This window comes from Magnetospirillum sp. LM-5, from assembly GCF_902729445.1.
Taxonomy (GTDB): domain Bacteria; phylum Pseudomonadota; class Alphaproteobacteria; order Rhodospirillales; family Magnetospirillaceae; genus Magnetospirillum.
Window position 1 is genome coordinate 44,867 of sequence record NZ_CACVCE010000006.1, and the last position, 19,400, is coordinate 64,266.

Annotated in this window: 18 protein-coding genes and 1 tRNA gene; 9 read left to right on the forward strand and 10 right to left on the reverse strand. The window is 67.4% G+C overall.

Annotated features, from left to right (window positions below; translation table 11 throughout):
- Positions 1-31 precede the first annotated feature (31 nt).
- The 7 genes from groES to MTBLM5_RS04405 all read right to left on the reverse strand — a co-directional run bounded on the left by groES (position 32) and on the right by MTBLM5_RS04405 (position 6,266).
- Complete coding sequence (gene groES, locus MTBLM5_RS04375; RefSeq protein ID WP_173974574.1) at positions 32-319, reverse strand: co-chaperone GroES; 288 nt, start codon at positions 317-319, stop codon at positions 32-34.
- 159 nt (positions 320-478) lie between these two features.
- On the reverse strand, positions 479-1,012 hold the full coding sequence (locus tag MTBLM5_RS04380; protein ID WP_173974575.1) for a BON domain-containing protein: 534 nt from the start codon (positions 1,010-1,012) through the stop codon (positions 479-481).
- On the reverse strand, positions 1,009-1,704 hold the full coding sequence (locus tag MTBLM5_RS04385; RefSeq protein WP_173974576.1) for a TVP38/TMEM64 family protein: 696 nt from the start codon (positions 1,702-1,704) through the stop codon (positions 1,009-1,011). Before MTBLM5_RS04385 ends, MTBLM5_RS04380 begins: the two co-directional genes overlap by 4 nt.
- A complete protein-coding gene (locus MTBLM5_RS04390; protein ID WP_254430904.1) occupies positions 1,701-2,471 on the reverse strand; it encodes a glycosyltransferase family 2 protein in 771 nt (256 codons plus the stop codon). Before MTBLM5_RS04390 ends, MTBLM5_RS04385 begins: the two co-directional genes overlap by 4 nt.
- On the reverse strand, positions 2,468-3,421 hold the full coding sequence (locus MTBLM5_RS04395; protein ID WP_173974577.1) for an acetyl-CoA carboxylase carboxyltransferase subunit alpha: 954 nt from the start codon (positions 3,419-3,421) through the stop codon (positions 2,468-2,470). The genes MTBLM5_RS04390 and MTBLM5_RS04395 overlap by 4 nt, the downstream gene beginning before the upstream one ends.
- Positions 3,422-3,486: 65 nt before the next feature.
- Positions 3,487-5,322 carry a lytic transglycosylase domain-containing protein gene (locus MTBLM5_RS04400; RefSeq protein ID WP_254430905.1) on the reverse strand — a complete coding sequence of 612 codons (1,836 nt, stop codon included), beginning with the start codon at positions 5,320-5,322 and terminating at the stop codon, positions 3,487-3,489.
- Positions 5,323-5,456: 134 nt separating this feature from the next.
- Entirely contained in the window at positions 5,457-6,266 is an 810-nt protein-coding gene (locus MTBLM5_RS04405) for a uracil-DNA glycosylase family protein (RefSeq protein WP_173974578.1), read from the reverse strand.
- A gap of 152 nt (positions 6,267-6,418) precedes the next feature.
- On the opposite strand from MTBLM5_RS04405, the gene MTBLM5_RS04410 reads away from it, so the two are divergent.
- The 8 genes from MTBLM5_RS04410 to MTBLM5_RS04445 all read left to right on the forward strand — a co-directional run bounded on the left by MTBLM5_RS04410 (position 6,419) and on the right by MTBLM5_RS04445 (position 15,008).
- Entirely contained in the window at positions 6,419-8,023 is a 1,605-nt protein-coding gene (locus MTBLM5_RS04410; protein WP_173974579.1) for an electron transfer flavoprotein-ubiquinone oxidoreductase, read from the forward strand.
- Between the two features lie 203 nt (positions 8,024-8,226).
- On the forward strand, positions 8,227-9,957 hold the full coding sequence (locus MTBLM5_RS04415) for a tetratricopeptide repeat protein (protein ID WP_254430906.1): 1,731 nt from the start codon (positions 8,227-8,229) through the stop codon (positions 9,955-9,957).
- Entirely contained in the window at positions 9,954-10,811 is an 858-nt protein-coding gene (locus tag MTBLM5_RS04420; protein ID WP_173974580.1) for a 4-(cytidine 5'-diphospho)-2-C-methyl-D-erythritol kinase, read from the forward strand. The genes MTBLM5_RS04415 and MTBLM5_RS04420 overlap by 4 nt, the downstream gene beginning before the upstream one ends.
- A gap of 38 nt (positions 10,812-10,849) precedes the next feature.
- Positions 10,850-10,924, forward strand: a tRNA-Gln gene (locus MTBLM5_RS04425).
- A 300-nt stretch (positions 10,925-11,224) separates the two neighbouring features.
- Entirely contained in the window at positions 11,225-11,989 is a 765-nt protein-coding gene (locus MTBLM5_RS04430) for an ABC transporter substrate-binding protein (RefSeq protein WP_173974581.1), read from the forward strand.
- Positions 11,979-13,541 carry an ATP-binding protein gene (locus MTBLM5_RS04435; protein WP_173974582.1) on the forward strand — a complete coding sequence of 521 codons (1,563 nt, stop codon included), beginning with the start codon at positions 11,979-11,981 and terminating at the stop codon, positions 13,539-13,541. The genes MTBLM5_RS04430 and MTBLM5_RS04435 overlap by 11 nt, the downstream gene beginning before the upstream one ends.
- Positions 13,542-13,552: 11 nt before the next feature.
- Positions 13,553-14,728, forward strand: a complete 1,176-nt coding sequence (locus tag MTBLM5_RS04440; RefSeq protein ID WP_173974583.1) for an NAD(P)/FAD-dependent oxidoreductase — start codon at positions 13,553-13,555, stop codon at positions 14,726-14,728.
- Between the two features lie 16 nt (positions 14,729-14,744).
- Positions 14,745-15,008, forward strand: a complete 264-nt coding sequence (locus MTBLM5_RS04445) for a DUF6156 family protein (RefSeq protein ID WP_173974584.1) — start codon at positions 14,745-14,747, stop codon at positions 15,006-15,008.
- 129 nt (positions 15,009-15,137) lie between these two features.
- Here the strand turns inward: MTBLM5_RS04445 and MTBLM5_RS04450 are convergent, their stop codons facing one another.
- The 3 genes from MTBLM5_RS04450 to MTBLM5_RS04460 form a co-directional block, all read right to left on the reverse strand.
- Positions 15,138-15,947, reverse strand: a complete 810-nt coding sequence (locus MTBLM5_RS04450; protein ID WP_173974585.1) for a universal stress protein — start codon at positions 15,945-15,947, stop codon at positions 15,138-15,140.
- A gap of 100 nt (positions 15,948-16,047) precedes the next feature.
- On the reverse strand, positions 16,048-16,830 hold the full coding sequence (locus MTBLM5_RS04455; protein WP_173974586.1) for an acetoacetate decarboxylase family protein: 783 nt from the start codon (positions 16,828-16,830) through the stop codon (positions 16,048-16,050).
- A 20-nt stretch (positions 16,831-16,850) separates the two neighbouring features.
- Positions 16,851-18,320 (reverse strand): M48 family metalloprotease, encoded by a 1,470-nt coding sequence (locus MTBLM5_RS04460; protein ID WP_254430907.1) that lies wholly within the window; start codon positions 18,318-18,320, stop codon positions 16,851-16,853.
- Positions 18,321-18,457: 137 nt separating this feature from the next.
- On the opposite strand from MTBLM5_RS04460, the gene MTBLM5_RS04465 reads away from it, so the two are divergent.
- Entirely contained in the window at positions 18,458-19,387 is a 930-nt protein-coding gene (locus tag MTBLM5_RS04465; protein ID WP_173974587.1) for a hypothetical protein, read from the forward strand.
- Positions 19,388-19,400 lie beyond the last annotated feature (13 nt).

Consider the following 19,400-nt stretch of genomic DNA (forward strand, 5'->3'; position numbering starts at 1 on the left):
CTCTATAAATCCTGAATGGCGGGGACGAATCTTAGGCGAGGATGCCCAGGATGTCGGATTCCTTCATGATCAACAGCTCTTGGCCGTCGAGCTTGACTTCGGTGCCGGACCACTTGCCGAACAGGATGCGGTCGCCGGCCTGGACGTCCAGGGCGACAAGCTTGCCATCCTCGCCGCGCACGCCGGAACCCACGGCGATCACTTCGCCCTGCATCGGCTTTTCCTTGGCGGTGTCGGGGATGATGATTCCACCCGCGGTCTTCTCCTCCGCGTCGATGCGCTTCACCAGCACGCGGTCATGGAGCGGTCGGAACTTCATGTAAAAACCTCCGTCAAATGCGGTTTGGTCATAAAGAGCGCCCAAGAGTGGCTGTTAGCACTCTCCGGCGACGAGTGCCAACGATCTAGGGGGGGTTCCCCACAGAGTCAAGCGAGAAACCGTGGATTTTTAGAGGGTGTTACGCTAGTGCCTTGATTCTCAAGGCTGAACAATATGGGTCACCACCCATTTGATGCCTTCGACCTCGCCGGCATCGGCCTTGAGTTGGGCTGCCGCCTCGGGGGTGCCGCCGCCGATCAGGAAGGCGACGCCGTTGATCACCCGGACGATCAGGCCGGCCTTGCCTTCAATGCCCAGGTGCCGGCGGACCGCGTCCTCGCGGGCGAAGTCGGGCCGGAAGAAATCCAGTGCCGGCAGTTCGGCCAGCACCAGTTCGTTGGCGACCGACCCCACGCCTTCGACCGCGCGGGCGGCCTGCTCGGCGCGGCGGCGCTGTTCGGGCTTGACCACCGCGCCCATCAGCACGACATGGCCGCCCCATACCTCGGTCGTGACGGCGCGAAAGGCGGCGCGGTCGGTCTCGCTGATCTTGCGGGCGACGACGTTCTTCAAGACATCGTCGCGATTGGCGACGGCGCGCGGGCGATCTTGCGTGGTCACCACCGGCTTGGCCGGTTCGGCGCCCTGGCAGGCGGCCACCAGCAGGGCGAGCAGGAGAGCCAGCCGCCTCATGACACGTCGCCTTCGTCGCGATCCTTGCGGTAGCGGCGCCACAACAGCAGCCCCAGCACCGTCGAGACGGCGAACAGAACCACCGACAGCACCGTCGAAATCACCGGGTCCAGTTCGATGCCGCCGCCCAGCAGGGCAAAGACGATGGTCTGCGGCAGATAGCCCAGGGCCGAACCGGCGAAGAAGGGCAGCGGCCGCACGCCCGACACGCCGGCAACCAGATTGGTGGTCAGATTGTGGGTGAAGGGGGCCAGCCGCAGCACCAGGGCCATGCCCAGCGTGTTGTCGGCCAGGAAGGAATCGAGCTTGGTGACCTTTTCGGGGAATTTGCGGGCCAGGAAGGACCGGGCCATGAAGCGGGCGTAATAGAAGGCGCCGACGGCGCCGACCAGGACCGACAGCAGGGCGAGCCCGGTCCCGATCACCGTGCCGAAGGCATAGCCGGCCAGGAAGGCCACCACCTGGCGCGGCAGGCCGACGGCGGTGAACAAGGCGCCGACCACGATGAACAGCGCCTCGCCGGTCAGGCCTTGGCCACGGATATGCTCGTCGATCCAGCCTTGTTCCAGCAGGTGCTTGAGGCCCAGGCCTTCGAACAGCAGCCCCAGGGCGGCAAGCGTCAGGATCAGGACGATGCCGCGCACCAGCACGCGCGGGCGCCAGATCGACGGGCGGGGCGCGGGCTCTGTCACTGGCCGGGCTCGACCACCGGATTGCGCGACCGGCGCATCAGCCACATGACGCCCAGCAAATCGGGAACGCCGACCAGGGCGCGACGCAGGTTGGAATAGTTGGAGCTGCCGGCCCCGCGCGGGCGGTGATTGACCACCACCGATTCGACTTTGCCGCCGGCCCGGATGGTCAGGGCCGGCAGATAGCGGTGCATATGGTCGAAGCGCGGCAGGTCCAGGAACAAGGCGCGGGAAAACAGCTTCGAACCGCAGCCGGTGTCGGGGGTGTTGTCCTTCAGGGCCCAGGCGCGGATGGCGTTGGCCGCCTTCGAGGCCCACCGCCGAGACGAGGTGTCCTTGCGGTTGGCCCGCCAGCCGGCGATCAGCAGCTTGTCGCGGGTGGCGTCCGGCTCGGCCTTCCAGCGGGCCAGCATGGCCGGGATGTCGGCCGGGTCGTTCTGGCCGTCGCCGTCCAGCATGGCGATGATCGGGGCCTTGGCATGGCGGACCGCGGTGGCGATGGCCTGGCTTTGGCCGCAGCTGAAGCGATGGCGGACCCACGACAGCATGGGGAAGCGGGCCTTGGCCTCGGCCAGCCGCTGGGGCGTGGCGTCGGTCGAGCCGTCATCGACATAGACGATTTCGAAGTCGGTCACGCCGGACAGGGCGGCGTGAATCTCGCCGACCAGGGTCAGGATGTTGTCGGCCTCGTTCTTGACCGGCACCACGACGGCCAATTCGGCCGTCCCGGCCGGAGCCAGTTCTGGCGTCACCGCCGTCTCGCTCACGCCAGACCCGCCCGTCCCATTTCCAGGAACTTGTCGCGCCGCTTGGCCCGCAACACGCCGCCATCGATGCCGGCCATGTCGGCGAAGGCCGCGTCGATGGCCGCGCCCAGAGTCTGCATCGCCAGATCGGGATTGCGGTGGGCGCCGCCCAGGGGCTCGGGGATCACGCCGTCGCAGACGCCCAGCTTGTGAAGGTCCTGGGCGGTCAGGCGCAGCGCCTCGGCAGCGTCCTTGGCGTTCTCGCCGGAACGCCACAGGATCGAGGCGCAGCCCTCGGGGCTGATCACCGAATAGATGGCGTGTTCCAGCATCAAGACGGAATTGGCCGCCGCCAGCGCGATGGCCCCGCCCGATCCGCCTTCGCCGATCACCACCGAGACGAAGGGGACACGGATGTCCAGGCAGGTCTCGATCGAGCGGGCGATGGCCTCGGCCTGGCCGCGCGCCTCGGCGTCGATGCCGGGATAGGCGCCGGCGGTATCGACCAGGGTCAGGACCGGGACCTGGAAATGGTCGGCCATCTCCATCAGCCGCTTGGCCTTGCGATAGCCCTCGGGCTTGGCCATGCCGAAATTGTGCCTGAGGCGGCTTTCGGTGTCGTGGCCCTTTTCGTGGCCCAGCACCATGACCGACTGGCCGCGAAAGCGCCCCAGTCCGCCGACGATGGCCTGATCCTCGCCGAAACAGCGATCGCCGGCCAGCGGCGTGAAGTCCTCGATCAGGGCCTTGATGGTGTCGAGCGCGTGCGGCCGATCCGGGTGGCGAGCCACCTGGGTCTTCTGCCAAGGCGTCAGCTTGGCGTAGGTCGAACGCAGGAGCTTGTCGACCTTGACCTGAAGGCGTCCCACCTCGTCGGCGATGTTGACATCGCCGGCATCGGTCAGGTGACGCAGCTCCTCGATCTTGCCCTCAAGCTCGGCGATGGGCTTTTCGAATTCCAGGATATGCATGGGCCAGCTTCATACCACAGCGGTCGGCGGGAGCAAGTGAAAGCGACGCAATGTTGATGTCGATTTCAGCTTTTCGCTCCCTTGCGCCGGGCCGCGAGGTCGGCCCCCTCGTACAGCGGCCAGGTGCCGAACGCCACCGAATCCAGCGACGGCGAGCTTTGACCCAGGCGCGAGCGATAGATCCAGTAATTGCTCATCACCCGTTCGACGAAAGCGCGGGTCTCGCGCGACGGCAGGGCCTCGATGAACAGCAGCGGGTCGTTGTTGTGCTTCATGCCGCCCAGCCACTGGGAAAGCTTGCCGGGGCCGGCATTGTAGGCGGCGGCCAGCAGCAACAGATTGCCGTTGACCGGCTCCTCGGCCATCAGCTTGGCCAGGTATTTCTGGCCCAGCGCCAGGTTCAGCTGCGGGTCGGACAGGCTGTCCTTGACCGCGCGGCCACCGGCCATGGTCTGGGCGGTCCGGGGCATCAGCTGCATCAGGCCGGCGGCGCCAGCCGGGCTCTTGGCCTTGGGATTGAACGCCGATTCCTGACGCACGAAGGCGAAGACCAGGGCCTTGTCGATGGTCCAGCCGCCGGTGGGCGTCCAGTCCGGCACCGGATACGACGCGGCGTCGCTGGTCATGCCCGGGGCCATGCCGCCCAGACGGACCGACAGGCCCGGCATGTCGCCGGTGTGGGCCAGTACCATCATCGATTGCTTGACCGGCTTGGTGGCGCGCGGATAGGCCTTGCGCAATTCTTCCTCGGCCGCCGCGTTCATCCCCAGCTGCAGCAGGCCCAGCGCCCGCTTGGCGCCTTGCACGCGCATCAACACGTCGGCATCGGCCTCGGTGAAGGGCGGGGTTTCCCAGGCGAACAGGGTCTCGTAACCCAGGGTCTGGCGGGCCAGCAGGCCATAGAAGGTGCGCGGATAGGTCGCGGCGACTTCCAGCCAGTGGTTGACCACTTCGGGGCGCTTGGCCACCAGGTTCGACCGCGCCGCCCAGAAGGCGCCGGCGGCGACCATCCAGCTGGATGCGGTTTCGGAATTGGCGATTTCCTCGAAATGGCGGTGCGCCAGTTCGGGCTTGCCCTGGCGCCACTGGGCCAGGCCGGCCACCCAATGGGCGGCGGGCAGTTCGTCGCCCGATCGCTCGGCCGCCTGTCCAGCCCACGCCGCCGCTTCGGAATCACGGCCGCCGGCGAAATGGTCGGTGGCCATGATGACCTTCAATTCGTCGATTTCCAGGCGATCGAGCGCCCGGGCGTCGGGACCGGTCAGCAGGGACAGCGCGGCGGCGCCGTCGCCCTTCTTCAGCAGGGTGCGGAACTTGATCTTGAGGGCGCGGCCCTTGGGATTGCCGCGATCGGCCGAGAATGACAGCTCTTCCCAATTGGCGCCGTCGTCGGAATTGTCGATGCCGACGCCCCTAAGCCCGCCCTTGACCGGCGGCTTCAGCGCGCCAAAGCCCTTGACGCCCTTGGTGGTCGCCAGCTTGTAGATGGCTTCGGCCTGCGGCAGCTCGGCATAGTCGGCCATCCAGGCCCGCAGTTCCTGGTACTTGGGCTTGGCGCCCGATTGCAGGTAGCGTTGGGCCAGCACGTGGCCCTTCAGCAGGTCGTCCTTGATGTGGCCCATCTCGCGCTCGGCGGCGGCCCACTGGCCGGCCGCCTGCAGCTTGAAGATGCGGGCATAGGTTTCGGCGTCGGCGGCCGACAACGGCTTGGGCAGCGGTGCGACCCGCGCCTCGCGGCCGATGCCGGGCAGGATGGCGGCCGTCACCGTGCCGTCGCCACGGGCGGCGCTCGCCACCTGGTGGCCGGACGCGGCGCGGGAGGGATTGAGGTCACCGGCCAGAGCCGGCGAGGTCGCGGCCATGATGGCTGCCATCAGGACCGGGAGGAGCCTGTCGCGCAAGGCTGTTCTCCTCATGTTGTTATCGAAAATATCGAACACCATGCGCGGTTTTATAAATGACCTCGGGCCCGGAAGCAACCCTTGAATCCAGGAAAAGCTCGAAAAGTGGCTAAAATGTGTTTCGAATCAGGCGGTTATGTGATTCGGTTCAATCGCTTCCAAACTGCCAGCAAATCCCGCCACGCCTCGCGCTTGGCCGCCGGGGTGCGCAACAGATAGGCCGGATGGAAGGTGGCCATGGCCGGAACCGGGCGGGGCAGGCCCGGCGACGAGAAATCGTGCCAGTGTCCGCGCAATCGCATGATGCCCTCGTGCCGGGCCAGCAGCGCCGAGGCCGAGGCGCCGCCGAACAGGATCAGCACCTGTGGATCGACCAGTTCGATATGGCGGGTGACGAAGGGCAGGCACACCGCCACCTCGTCCGGTGTCGGCTTGCGATTGTCCAGCGGCCGCCACGGCAGGACGTTGGTGATATAGGCGCTGGTCCGGTCCAGCCCGATCGAGGCCAGCATGCGGTCCAGCAATTTGCCCGAGCGGCCGACGAACGGGCGGCCCTGGCGGTCTTCCTCCTGGCCGGGCGCCTCGCCGATGCACATGACCTTGGCCTCGGGGTTGCCGTCGGCGAAGACCGTCGACAGCGCGGTCTTCTTCAGCGGCAAGCCGTCGAAGGCCTCCATCGCCAGGCGCAATTGCTCGAGATCGTGGCATTCGGCGGCGATATGGGCGGCGGTGCCGCCGGACGGAATCGCCAGGGCCGGCCCGGCGGCGGGGTGGGGCGGGGCGGGGTGGGGCGAGGTGGGGCGGGGCGCGGCGGCGGCGGCCGGCAGCGGCCGCGGGGGCGGCTGGGCTTGGAAACGGTCCATCGCCACCTCGCCGATGGTCTCGTCGGCGCCGGCATCGATATACCAGCGCAGCAATTGGTCGGGGGCGAGTTCGGGCGGCATGGCGGCTAACAAAATATCACCGGCGGGTCCCTGATTGAAGGATTCGTGTCTTTCGCGCGACGTATGGTATAGAGGCCGCCTTGGCCTCACGAGCAGGTGCCGTCCAACGAGCGTGGAGCAGGGCGGCCGATTATCGGGGATTGTGGAGCGCGATGGAACGAGATTCGATGGAATTCGATGTGGTGATCGTCGGTGCCGGCCCGTCCGGACTGGCGGCCGCGATCCGCATCAAGCAGATGAACGCCGATCTGTCGGTGTGCGTGCTGGAAAAGGGCTCGGAAGTCGGCGCCCACATCCTGTCGGGCGCAGTGTTCGAGACCCGGGCGCTGGACGAACTGATCCCCGATTGGCGGGACAAGGGCGCGCCGCTCGCCACCATGGCGATGGACGACCGTTTCCTGTTCCTGACCGAAGGCAAGGCCATCCGCCTGCCGACGCCGCCGCAGATGAACAATCACGGCAATTACATCATCAGCCTGGGCAATCTGTGCCGCTGGCTGGCCGGCCAGGCGGAAGAACTGGGCGTCGAGATCTATCCCGGCTTCGCCGCCGCCGAGGTCCTTTATCACGAGGGCGGCTCGGTCAAGGGCGTCGCCACCGGCGACATGGGCATCGGCAAGGATGGCGAGCCGACCGGCAATTACACCCCGGGCATGGAACTGCATGCCCGCCAGACCATCTTCTCGGAAGGTTGCCGCGGCAGCCTGACCAAGACGCTGTTCGACACGTTCAATCTGCGCGCCGAGTGCGATCCGCAGACCTATGGCATCGGCATCAAGGAATTGTGGGAGATCGATCCCGCCAAGCACAGCCTGGGCAAGATCGTCCACACGGTGGGCTGGCCGCTGGACAGCCAGACCTATGGCGGCTCGTTCCTTTATCACCTGGAAGACAATCAGGTGGTGGTCGGCTTCGTCATCGGCCTGGATTACAAGAACCCGCATCTGTCGCCGTTCGACGAGTTCCAGCGCTTCAAGACCCATCCGGCCATCCGCCCGACCTTCGAAGGCGGCCGGCGCATCGCCTATGGCGCGCGCGCCATCTCGGAAGGCGGCATCCAGTCGGTGCCGGGCCTGACCTTCCCCGGCGGCCTGCTGGTCGGCGACACCGCCGGCTTCTTGAACGTGCCCAAGATCAAGGGCAGCCACACCGCCATGAAGTCGGGCATGGTCGCCGCCGAGGCGGTGGTCGCCCTGCTGTCCGACGGCTCGGGCAACCAGGCCCATGCCTATCCGCGCGAGCTGAAGCAAAGCTGGCTGTGGAGCGAGCTGCACAAGGTCCGGAACATCCGTCCCAGCTTCCACAAGGGGCTGTGGGCCGGCATCGCCTATTCGGCGCTCGACACCTATCTGTTCATGGGCAAAGCGCCGTGGACCTTCCATAACCACGACGATCATTCTGTCCTGGGCAAGGCTTCGGACTATCCGAAGATCGCTTATCCCAAGCCCGACGGATTGGTCAGCTTCGACAAGCTGTCCTCGGTGTTCATCTCGAACACCAACCACGAGGAAAACCAGCCGGCACACCTGAAGCTGAAGGATGAGGGCGTGCCGATCTCGGTCAATCTGGCCCTGTACGACGCCCCCGAGCAGCGTTACTGCCCGGCCGGCGTGTACGAGATCGTCGATGGCCCGGCCCTGCGGATCAACGCGCAGAATTGCGTGCACTGCAAGACCTGCGACATCAAGGACCCGACCCAGAACATCAACTGGACGGTTCCCGAAGGCGGCGGCGGCCCCAACTATCCCAACATGTAACCGGGTCCGGGCCGCCGCCTTCAATCTTCGAAAAGATATCCCGGCTTCGCCGGGAAGGCGGCGGCGGCCCCAACTATCCCAACATGTAGGTTTGCCGAGAAAGACGGTGCGCCGGGGATTGAATCGGTTATGATGAAACCGATTTCTTCCCGACGCCAAGCCGACCAGGCCTGGCGGGCGCATCACCTCTTCAAGGACGTTTGATGGTGCTTTGGTGCAAGCGGGGTGGGGCGGCGATGGCCGCCTTCGCCATGGTCGCGGTTCTGACGACCGGATGCGGGCCGCGTTCCGGCAGCGGCACGGCGGCGGGATCGGCCGACGAGGTTCGGCCGGCGGCGCGCTCGGCCCTGTCGGGCTATCTGGCCGGACGATTGGCGCAAGGGGTGGGCGACAGCCGCGCGGCCGCCGATTATTATGCCCAGGCGCTCAAGCACGATCCCGACAACACCGAATTGCTGCAACGGACCTTCAGCCTGATGGCCGCCGAGGGCCGGCTGGATGTCGCCCAGCCGCTGGCCGAGCGGGTGCTGGCCTTCGACGCCGATCAACCGCTGCCGCTGGTGGTGGCCGGTCTTGGCGCCGCCCAGGCCGGCCGCTGGACCGAAGCCGAGGGCAGGTTCGGCCAATTGCCCAAGCGCGGCATCAACGCCATTCTGGGGCCGCTGCTGGTGGCCTGGGCCAAGGTCGGCGCCGGTGACCAAGGCGCCCTGCAGGCGCTGGATGCTTTGACCAAGACCAAGGGGCTGGAACCGTTGGCCGCCTTTCACGGGGCGCTGATCGCCGATATCGGTGGCCGCGCCCAGGTGGCCGAGGACGGTTATCGCACGGCACTGTCGACCCAATTGTCGGTGCGCGGCATCGAGGCGGCGGGGTCGTGGTACCAGCGCACCGGCCGGCTGGACGAGGCGGCCAAGCTTTATGCCCGCTATCAGGGCGACCACCCCGACAGCATGTTGTTCGACGCCAAGCGCCTTCTCAGCCAGGGCGGCGGGATCGCGCCCGTCGTGCCCGACGCCCGCGCCGGCCTGGCCGAGGCGCTGTTCGACATCGCCTCGCTGATGCGCCAGGGCAATGCCTCGGACGTGGCGATGCTTTATGCCCGCCTGGCCCTGTGGATGCGGCCGGATCTGCCGCTGGCCCAGACCACGGTGGCCGACATCCTGGTCGGCCAGGGCCGCTTGGCCGAGGCCAACCGCCAGTACCTGTCGGTGCCGAAGGGGCACCCGGCCTTCACCTACGGCCGGCTGCGGGTGGCGATCAACCTGGACGAGTTGAACGATACCGAGGGGGCTTTGTCCGCCTTGGACGAGCTGGCGCGCGAGCGTGCCGACAGCCTCGAGGCGCTGGTCACCAAGGGCGACATCCTGCGTCGGCGCAAGCGCTTCGCCGAAGCGGCGTCGGCCTATGACCAGGCGGTCGGCCGGGCCGGCGTGCTGCAGTCCCACCACTGGGCGCTGCTGTATAGCCGCGCCATCTGCTACGAGCGTTCGAAGCAATGGCCCAAGGCCGAGGCCGATTTCCAGGAAGCCCTGCGGCTCAAGCCCGATCAGGCCGACGTGCTGAACTATCTGGGCTATTCCTGGGTCGATATGGGCATGCACCTGGACGTCGCCCGCAAGATGCTGGAAAAGGCGGTCGAGCTGCGCCCGCGCGACGGCGCCATCGTCGACAGCATGGGCTGGGCGCTCTATCGCCTGGGCGACTACCATGGCGCTGTGCGTTATCTCGAGCGCGCCGCCGAGCTGAAGCCCGAGGACCCGACCATCAACGACCATCTGGGCGACGCCTATTGGCAGGTCGGCCGGGTCGAGGAGGCGATGTTCCAGTGGCTGCGCGCCAATTCGCTGGAGCCCGAGCCCGAGCAGATCGAATCCCTGAAGGACAAGATCCGCACCGGCCAGGTCCCGGCCAAGCCGGTGGTTCGCCAGCAGTGACCCTGGCCGAGTTCGCCCCGGCCAAGATCAACCTGTACCTGCACGTCACCGGCAAGCGGGGCGACGGATACCATTTGCTGGATTCGCTGGTGGTGTTCGCCGGCATCGGCGACAGCGTGTCGGTGGCGCCGTCCGAGCATCTGACCCTGTCCATCGACGGCCCGATGGCGGCCGGCCTGGCCGCCGACGAGTCCAACATCGTGTGGAAGGCGGCCCGCGCCCTGGCCGCCCGCGCCGGCGTGGCGCAAGGGGCGGCGATCACCCTGACCAAGCGGCTGCCGGTGGCCTCGGGCATCGGCGGCGGTTCGGCCGACGCCGCCGCCACCTTGCGGGCGCTCGAGCGTTTGTGGGGCCTCACCCTGCCGGCCCCCGACCGCCACGGACTGGCCCTGTCGCTGGGGGCCGACGTGCCGGTGTGCCTGGCCGGACAGCCGGCTCGCATGAGCGGTGTCGGCGAGCGGCTGGAGCCGGTGCCGGCGCTGCCGCCCGTGTGGCTGACGCTGGTCAATCCGCGGGTGCCGTTATCGACACCTGCGGTCTTCAAGGCCCGCCAGAGCTGCTTTTCCGACCCGGCACCCCTGGAAACCACGCCGCGCGACGCCGCTCATCTGGCGGCGCTGCTGGCGGCCCGGCGCAACGACCTGACCGCCGCCGCCATTTCGCTGGCCCCCGAGGTGGCGACCGCCCTGGCCGGTCTGGCCGCCTGCGACGGCTGCCTGCTGGCCCGCATGTCGGGTTCGGGGGCGACCTGCCTGGGCCTGTTCGCCTCGGCCGAGGCCGCTGCTGGGGCGGCTCGCGCGCTTGGCGCGCTGTATCCCGGCTGGTGGTGCGAATCGGCGCCGATGCTGACTTGAATCCGCGGCCGGTTCCGATTAAGGTGCGGCCCCGCTGTTGGGGCGTCGCCAAGCGGTAAGGCACCGGTTTTTGGTACCGGCATTCCCAGGTTCGAATCCTGGCGCCCCAGCCATCCTCTCGATCATCAATGATTTCAACGGGTTGTTGCAGGTCGCGCGACCGCAGCACCACGCGCTCCGGCTGCGGGCGCCCTCGACACATCGCTGCTTGGATGACCTGAGGCGAACGCGTCCGGCAATGCTCAATATGACTTCTGTCTAGTATAAGATTCCTCTCCCTCCTTTCATTTTCGCCCCGCCTGGTTTTGGGCTACCCTTGTGCTCAAGGTTTCAAGGCAACGGCGTCCGGACCGGACGCCGGAGGGGTGATGGTGCTTTTCAGGCTCTTCTTGCGGGTGGCGGTTTGCGCCGTCATGGCTATTGCCGCGCCGGTGGCGTGGGCGGCCGATCCGGCCCCGGTGGTGCGGGTGGTGTTCAACACCGACCCCAACCCGCCCATCGTCTATGGCAGCGGCACCGTCATCGATCCCGACAAGCCCAGCCTGATCGTCGATTTGCTGCGCATGGTCGGCGAACGCACCGGCATCGTCTTCGAGTTCCAGCGGGTGCCGTGGCAGCGCGGTCTGTACCTGATCGAGTACGGTCAGGCCGACGCCATCTTCGCCTCGAGCTACAGCCCCGAGCGGGCCCGCTATGGCGCCTATCCGATGGTCGATGGCAAGCCCGACGAGCGGCGCAAGATTTATCAGCAATCCTATAGCCTGTTCGTGCGGAAAGGGTCCGCCGTGCGCTGGACCGGGGACGGAATCTCGGGTCTTCGCGCCCCGGTCGGCGCCTTCCCCAACTTCGCCGTCGTGCCGATGCTGCAGGACAAGAACGTCCCGCTGGATCTCGAGCCCAGCGTGGTCGGCAACCTACGCAAGCTGGCCGGTGGCCGCATCGATGCCTATGCCGAGATCGACACCCTGGCCGAAGCCGCCATCAAGGAGAACGGGGCGGAATTCGACGGCATCGTCAAACTGGCGCCGCCCTTGCGGACCACCCCCTATTACCTGATGTTTTCCAAACTTTTCCAAGCCGCCAACCCCGCCCTGGTCGAGCAGGTGTGGGACGCCATCGCCACCGTCCGCGCCACGCCCGCCTATCAGGGTCTGGTGACCGGCAAGTATGCGAACTGAGCCGATGATCGGCCAGGACGGCACGCCCCAGGTCAAATCGATCGCCGCCCGGCTGTTTCGCATCTCGTTCCAGTACTATGTCGCCATCGCCGTGGCGCTGACCGGTCTGCTGGCCGCTGGCCAGTATTTCTCGGCCCGCGCCGACATCGAACGGGAAATGACCACCTATCAGCATGCCTTCGCCGGCACGCTGGGGGCGTCCTTGTGGGCGGTGGACGCGGCGAAGGTCGAGGCCATCGCCGCCGGCATGGTCGAGATTCCCGACATCGAGGCGATTCGCATCTTTGACCCCACCGCCAACCATCTGTTCGTCATCGCCATCAAACGCTACGACGGCTTGCTGGTCGGCCACGGCGACGAACTGCAACGGCAATGGGACCTATTGGCCGATCATGCGGCGGTTCGTCACGCCTTCGACGTCACCCACCGCCATGCCACCGGCACCGCGATCCTGGGGCGGGTGGAGTTGCTGGCCGGTCGGGGGCAATTGTTCGACCGGATCAAAGGCCAGACCGGGCTGATCATTGCCATTTCCCTGTTCAAGGAAGCGGTGCTGTGGGTGATTTTCCTGGCGGTCGGCCAGCGGGTGCTGGCCCGGCCGCTGCGCCGGCTGATCGCCGCCCTGGATGGCGCCCGGCCGGAAAGCCCCGAGCACATACAATTCGCCGCCGATGTCGAACCGATGGTCAGTGGGACGGAATTGGCGGTGGTGCGCGATTCCTTTAACGCCTTGATCGACCGCGTGCACGACCAGCGCGACCAGTTGGTGGCCGCCAACGCCCAACTGGAATCGCAAGTCGCCGAGCGGACGCAGGAACTGGAGCAGGCCAATCGCGCCCTTCAGGCCCAGGCCCGCCAGCTCGAGGCGTCCAATGCGGAACTGGAACAGTTCGCCTGTGTCGCCAGCCACGATCTGCGTCAGCCTCTGCGCATGGTGACCTCGTACATGGCCCTGCTGGACCGTGACTATGGCGATCGGATCGATGCCAAAGGCCATGATTATATCGGGTTCGCCCGCGACGGCGCCGTCAAGATGGACCGCCTGATCCGCGACCTGTTGTCGCTGTCGCGGATCGGGCGGACCGAACGGCCGCTAGTGGTGCTGCCCTTTGCCGGCGCCCTCGACGAGGCGCGGGCGGCCCTGGCCATGGATGTCGAGGCCACGGGCGCCACCATTTCGGTCGCCGTCGATCCGCCCATGGTCAAGGGCGATGCCGACGAACTGGCCCGCCTGATGACCAACCTGATCGGCAACGCCATCAAGTATCGCTCGCCCGGCCGGCCGCCGATGATCACCATCGATTGGCGTCCGACCGAAACGTCCGAGCTGCTGTTTCGGGTCGCGGACAACGGGATCGGCATACCCTCCGACGGGTTCGACCGCGTCTTCCAGATCTTCCAGCGCCTCGACACCGGGGAATCGCGCGAAGGCACCGGCATCGGCCTGGCCATCTGCAAGAAGATCGTCGAGCATCATGGCGGGCGGATCTGGGTGGAATCCGTCGAGGGCGCGGGCTCGACCTTTTTCTTCACCCTGCCGGCGGCGGCCTGACCGGGGCGCCGATGTTCGAGACCGAAATCATCGTGATCGGGGCCGGCGCCGCCGGATTGATGTGCGCCGCCGCCGCTGGCCAGCGTGGGCGCCGCGTGGTGGTGGTCGATCATGTCGGCCAGGCCGGCTCGAAAATCCTGATCTCGGGTGGCGGGCGCTGCAACTTCACCAATCTGGGCGTGGCTCCCGACCGTTATCTGTCGGCCAACCCCCATTTCGTCAAATCGGCGCTGAAGCAGTTCAGCCAGACCGATTTCATCGACATGGTGCGCCGTCACCGCATCGCCTATCACGAGCGGCGCTGGGGGCAGTTGTTCTGCGACGGGTCGGCCCGGGCGATCCTTGACATGCTGCTGGACGAATGCGCCGCTGGCCGGGTCGATATCCGCCTGGGCCACCGCGTCACCGGCCTGTCCAAGTCCGACCGTTTCCGCCTGGACACCGACCGCGGCTCTTTCGTCGCCCCTCGGCTGGTGCTGGCCACCGGCGGGTTGTCGATCCCCAAGATGGGGGCGACCGGCTTCGCGCTGGATGCGGCGCGCCGCTTCGGGCTGGCGGTCACCGAGACCCGGCCCGGCCTGGTGCCGTTGCGCTTCGGCGGCGACCAACTGGCCTGGCTGCGGGCACTTTCCGGCATCTCGCTGGAAGCCGAGATTTCGCTTGGCAAGCGCCGCTTCCGCGAGGCGTTGCTGTTCACCCATCGCGGCCTGTCCGGGCCGGCGATCCTGCAGATCTCCAATTACTGGCGATCCGGCCAGGCGATCAGCGTCAATCTGCTGCCCGACGACGATGCGATTGCCGTGTTGGCCGACCGCAAGGCCTCGCGGCCCAAGGCCGAGTTGAAGACCATCCTGGCCGAGCTTTTGCCGGCCCGGCTGGCCCATGGCCTGGTCGATGCCCATCTGCCCAACCCGACCATGGCCAATCTGTCGAAGGGGCAGCTGGCCCAGGCAGCGGCCTTGCTGAACGGCTGGAGCTTGGTGCCGACCGGGTCCGAGGGCTATGGAATCGCCGAGGTGACCTTGGGCGGGATCGACACCGACGAGCTGTCGTCGAAAACCCTTGAGGCCAAGAAGGTTCCCGGCCTGCATGTGGTCGGCGAGGCGGTTGACGTCACCGGCTGGCTGGGCGGATACAATTTCCAATGGGCGTGGTCCAGCGGCTGGTGCGCCGGGCAGGCGGTGTGAGCGAGGGGGGTAAGGCATGGAACGGGACTGGCGCTATTTCACCACCTATAGCGGCGTCAAGCTGCCGCTGAAGCTGGTCGGGCCGCTGGCGGCGGACGAGTTGTCCCACCGCAACACCTTCGTCCGCGCCGCGCTGGACCAGGCCCAGCGTGTCGTGCTGATCGAGAAGATGGTCTATGGCGGCGTCCAATTGGCGCACAAATATCAGTACGACGATGACGGCAAGCTGGTGCGGGCCGAGATCACCATGGACGACGACGTCACGGTCTTGACGTTCTAAGGGCAGGTTTCGATCAAACGAAACCTGCGCTGCTTTGCATGATGCGCCCCGTCCCGGGGCGGCTCAATCGCCGCGCGGGCTTGAGATGTCGTCCCAATCGTTCGAAATCCGCTCAAGGGCCCGGCGGCCTCAGTGCGAGAACATCACCGGCACCTGGGCGTGGCGCAGCAGGTGGCGGGTGGCCGAGCCGCGCCCCAGCGGCAGCACATAGCCGCCATGGGCGCCTACCACCAGAAGGTCGGCATTGTGGTCATAGGCCCTGGACAGCAGGGCGTCCATCACGCCAAGGCCTTCGATTTCCAACTGCTCGCCCTCGGCGTGGATGCCGTGCGCCGACAGGTGCTCGACCACGTTGACCGGGGGCAGGTAGTCGGGCGCGTGGGTGCGCGGGCCGACCGCCACCACCTTGACCATGTCGGCGCTTTCCAGGAACGGCAGCGAATCGGCAACCGCGCGCGCCGCCTCGCGGCCGGCCCGCCAGCCCAGGGCGACGCGGGCGCCGACCGTCGGCCCGGCATAGTCCTTGGGGATCATCAAGACCGGGCGGCCCGATTTCAGGATCAAATCCTCGGCGAAACTGTCGTGGACGTGCACGCCCTTGGCGGCATCCTGGCCGATGATGACCAGGTCGGCGTAATAGCCGCAGAACAGCACCTCGCTGATCAGGTCCGACACCCCGCCATGGGGAATCAGCCACCAGCGCGAAACCAGGCCGGCCTGGCTGCAGGCGGCCTCGATCGCCGCCTGCGCGGACGCGGCGGCGGCCTTGAACTGGTCGCTGGGTTGGCGGGCCACCAGGCTGGGGCCGGAATTCTCGGTGCGGGCGAACAGGCCGGTCAGGCGCGCGCCGAAGCGAACGGCGATCGCCAATGCGGCGGCGATGGTCGCCTTGTCGCCTTCGCCGCCATCGACGTGAACCAGGATGTCCTTGACGCTCATGTCCCCCTCCGCACGATGGTTTCCCGTCGTCTGGCAGGGATTTGAAGCCGGTGCTGCGGCTCCCGTCAAGCGAAATCGGTATTAGCTTACCGGAATACCTTTATTCCTGCGCATCGGCCTTCACCGCTCCGGTAATCGAGAAGGCGACATTGGCCAGGCTGGCTGCGGCCGGGCCTTGCGGGGCCAGGTCGGCCAACTCGTCGCGGGGCGAGGCCAGGAAGGCCAGTTCGGCGGTGCCGCCATGGAAGGTGCCGGCGGTGAAGTTCTCGACCAATGCCCGGGCCAATTGCGGTTGCCCGGGATCGGGCTGGCCGACGATGGTCGGGCTGGCGATCAGGCCGAAGGTGGGGGTGGCCAGGAAGCCCAGGCGGGTGCCTTCGCTGCCGTCCAGGGTGATTCGTGCCTCCATCAGGCGGCGATCCTTGACGGCCAGGGTGGCGCCCAGGCGGGTGCCGGCGCGCCGCGGTGCTGCGGCGATATGATCCAGGTCGTAGGGCCGGGTCATCCACACGCTGCCCAGCTTCTTGGGCCAGCCCTGCAGCCAGCCGCGCGCCATCGAGATGTCCTGGTCGACATAGATGAACGGGCAATAAAGCGCCGGCTGTCCGTCGCGCATCGCTTCCAGCAGGACGAAGAACTCGCGGTACTGGGCATAGGCCGGGTCCAGCAATTCCCAGCCGTCGGTGGTCGATTGCCATTCGCAGCAATGGGCGACGGCGCGCCCGGTCGCGGTGCCGAAGCCGGAGGGCAGGAAGCTCTCGGCGGCGGCCTTATCGACGGCGAAGGCCATGGACAGGATCTGCCCGGCATAGTGCCACGGCGGCGGCGGCACCAACGACGAGCGGCCGGTCGGCGAATAAGGCGGGGTGAATCCTTGCGGCACGGGGCGGCTCCCTCTTTTGGCTAGACGACAAGTTTGACGCGGCGACCCGGTTCGAGGCGGTCATCCTCGTCCAGGCGGTTGAGCAGGCGGAAGGTTTCCTCTTTCCACTGGGCCTGGGCCATGCGGGCCGACAGCGAGGCGACGCTGTCGCCGGGCTTGACCCGGACCACCTTGATGCGCCAGGGCTGGACCTCGCGGCGCTCGTCGGCCGACAGCGGCCGCAGGCTGTAGGTGGCGCGGCGCAGCTCCTCGCCCAGGGCGGCGGTCTGGCGTGGCGGGGTCAGGAAGGTGAAGCGGTAGATGCTGTCGGCATCGAAGCGGACGGCGACCACCCGGACATCGACATTGCCTTGGCGGGTCCGCCCGGTGGTGGTGGCGGTGGCCCCGGCCATGCCGTTGACCAAGATGCGCTCGGCCCCGGCCAGCCGCGCCTTGGGCAGCCAGCTGTGGGTCAGATAGCCCAGCATGTCGAGATCGCCGGCCGGCGCCCTGGCGCCGTCGAACAGAATGGCGGCGCCGTTGGGGTGCTGGGCTTGCACGGCCCGCTCGCCATTGGTGATGCGAAAGCCGGCCGGGACCTCGAAGCGGAAGCCCTCGCTGGGATGGACGAACACCCGGTCGCGCACGAAGCCCTGCGATGGATCGTCGCCGAAGACCATGCCATCGACACGGTCGAGCAAGGTGTCGGCCCCCAGCGTGCCCGATGGCGGCGCCTTCAGGGCGGCGTCGATGGCGGCCTGGACCCGGTCGGTGGTGCGCGGATGGGTCGACATGAAATGGGACTGATCGACCTGGTCGGGGTCGCGGCCGGCCATCTGGGCTTCCAGGCGGGCATGGCTGCGCAGCGACCCCAGCATGCTGACCATGGCGTTCGCGTTCCAGCCGCCCCGGCTCATATAGCGCACGCCTAAGGAATCGGCCTCGAATTCGTTCTCGCGGGAATAGGCCTGCAGCCAGGCGCCGGCCCCCATCTGCGCCAGGTCGGCCACCCCGGGCATGCCGACCACCGCGCCCAGGATGGTGGCCGCCACATTGGACGCCACGGCCCGGCTGTAACGCTGGGCCGAGTGCCGGGCCAGGATGTGGCCCAGTTCGTGGCCGATGACGCCGGCCAGCTCGGCCTCGTTGGCGGCCAGCGCCAGCAGGCCGCGGGTGACATAGACATAGCCGCCCGGCACCGCCATGGCGTTGACGATGTCGGAATTGAGGATGGTGAAACGGAAGTCGGCGGCCGGAGTCTCGGTGGCGTGGCCCAGGCGCTGGCCCAGCCCGGCGACATAGGCCTGCAGGGCCGGATTGTCGTAGGCGCCGCCGAAATGCTGGACGATCTGCGGATGGGTCTTGCGGCCGATGTCGGCCTCTTCCTCGGCGCTCATGAAATTGAAATGCGACTCGCCGGTGCCGGGCGATAGCTGGCAGCCGGCCAGGGCCGGGACCAGCAGCGCCTGCGACAATCCCAGCATGGCATGGCGGCGCGACAAACTTCTCATGACCGGTCCCGAGCTACTGGAGAGACCGGGTCAGCATAAGCAAGGGTGATGGCGAAACAAAGGCGGAATGGTGGGGATACGGGTAGCCAGCCTTTCCGGAATGCCGTAAGAAAAGGTCAGACCACGGAGCAAGCGCGGTGATCGAGGATTTTCTGGGCGGGTTGTTGCGGGAATGCAAGGAATTGGGGCAGGCCTGGCGCCGGCGCCACCCCCCGGGCCTTGACCGCGTCCTCGCCCGCTTGTCCGGCTGGTCGCTGCTGGCCCGCAGCCTGCCGCCCCGGCTGGACGGCCCCAATGGTCCCGATCTCGACCTGGACCAGGCGACTTGGCGCCGGCTGTGGAGCATGGCGCGCGGCCTGAAGGTCCTGGCGGAAATCCCGGTGATCCCGGCGCCGGAACTGGTGCCGGAACTGATCGAGCGCCTGCACGGGGTGATGATCAGCCGGTTCGATCCGGCCGATGCCTTCCTGGACCATCAATCCCGCATCGTGGTGACCGAATGGGCGCAGCGCCACGCCGCGGCCGAGGCCATCGACGCGGCCCATGCCGGTGCCGCCGCCCTGGAATTCATCGCGCTGTCGCCCTTGAGCTGGGGCAATGCCGAAATGGCGGTGATGCTGGCCGCGCTGATGGCGTCCGGCCGCGAAGGGCCGCTGGTGCTGCCGCTGACCCCGGCCGAGATGGGCGAGGATGGATATGCCCGGGCCCTGGCGGCCGGGCTGGATGGCGATCAGGGCGCCTGGATCGCCTATTGGCTGGCGCAGACGCGCATCGTCTTGAAGCGCCTGCCCGATCTGGCCGACGGCGCCGAGCGGCTGCGGACCCGCTGGGTCAAGCTGCTGTCCAAGGCCCCGTTCGGCGAAAGCGGCGCCGAATTGCTGGCCGACACCATCATCGCCCTGCCGGTGATCACCCCGACCTTCCTGGAAGACAGCCGGATCGCCACCGACCTGCTGCGCGACGGCATGGTGCTGCTGTTCGCCGCCGACGACGCCGTCGAGGTCGGGCTTCCCGGTTCGCTGACGGCGACCATCATGCCGCCGGCATTGCGCCTGCTTGCCAGGTAGCGGGGCGGGGCGG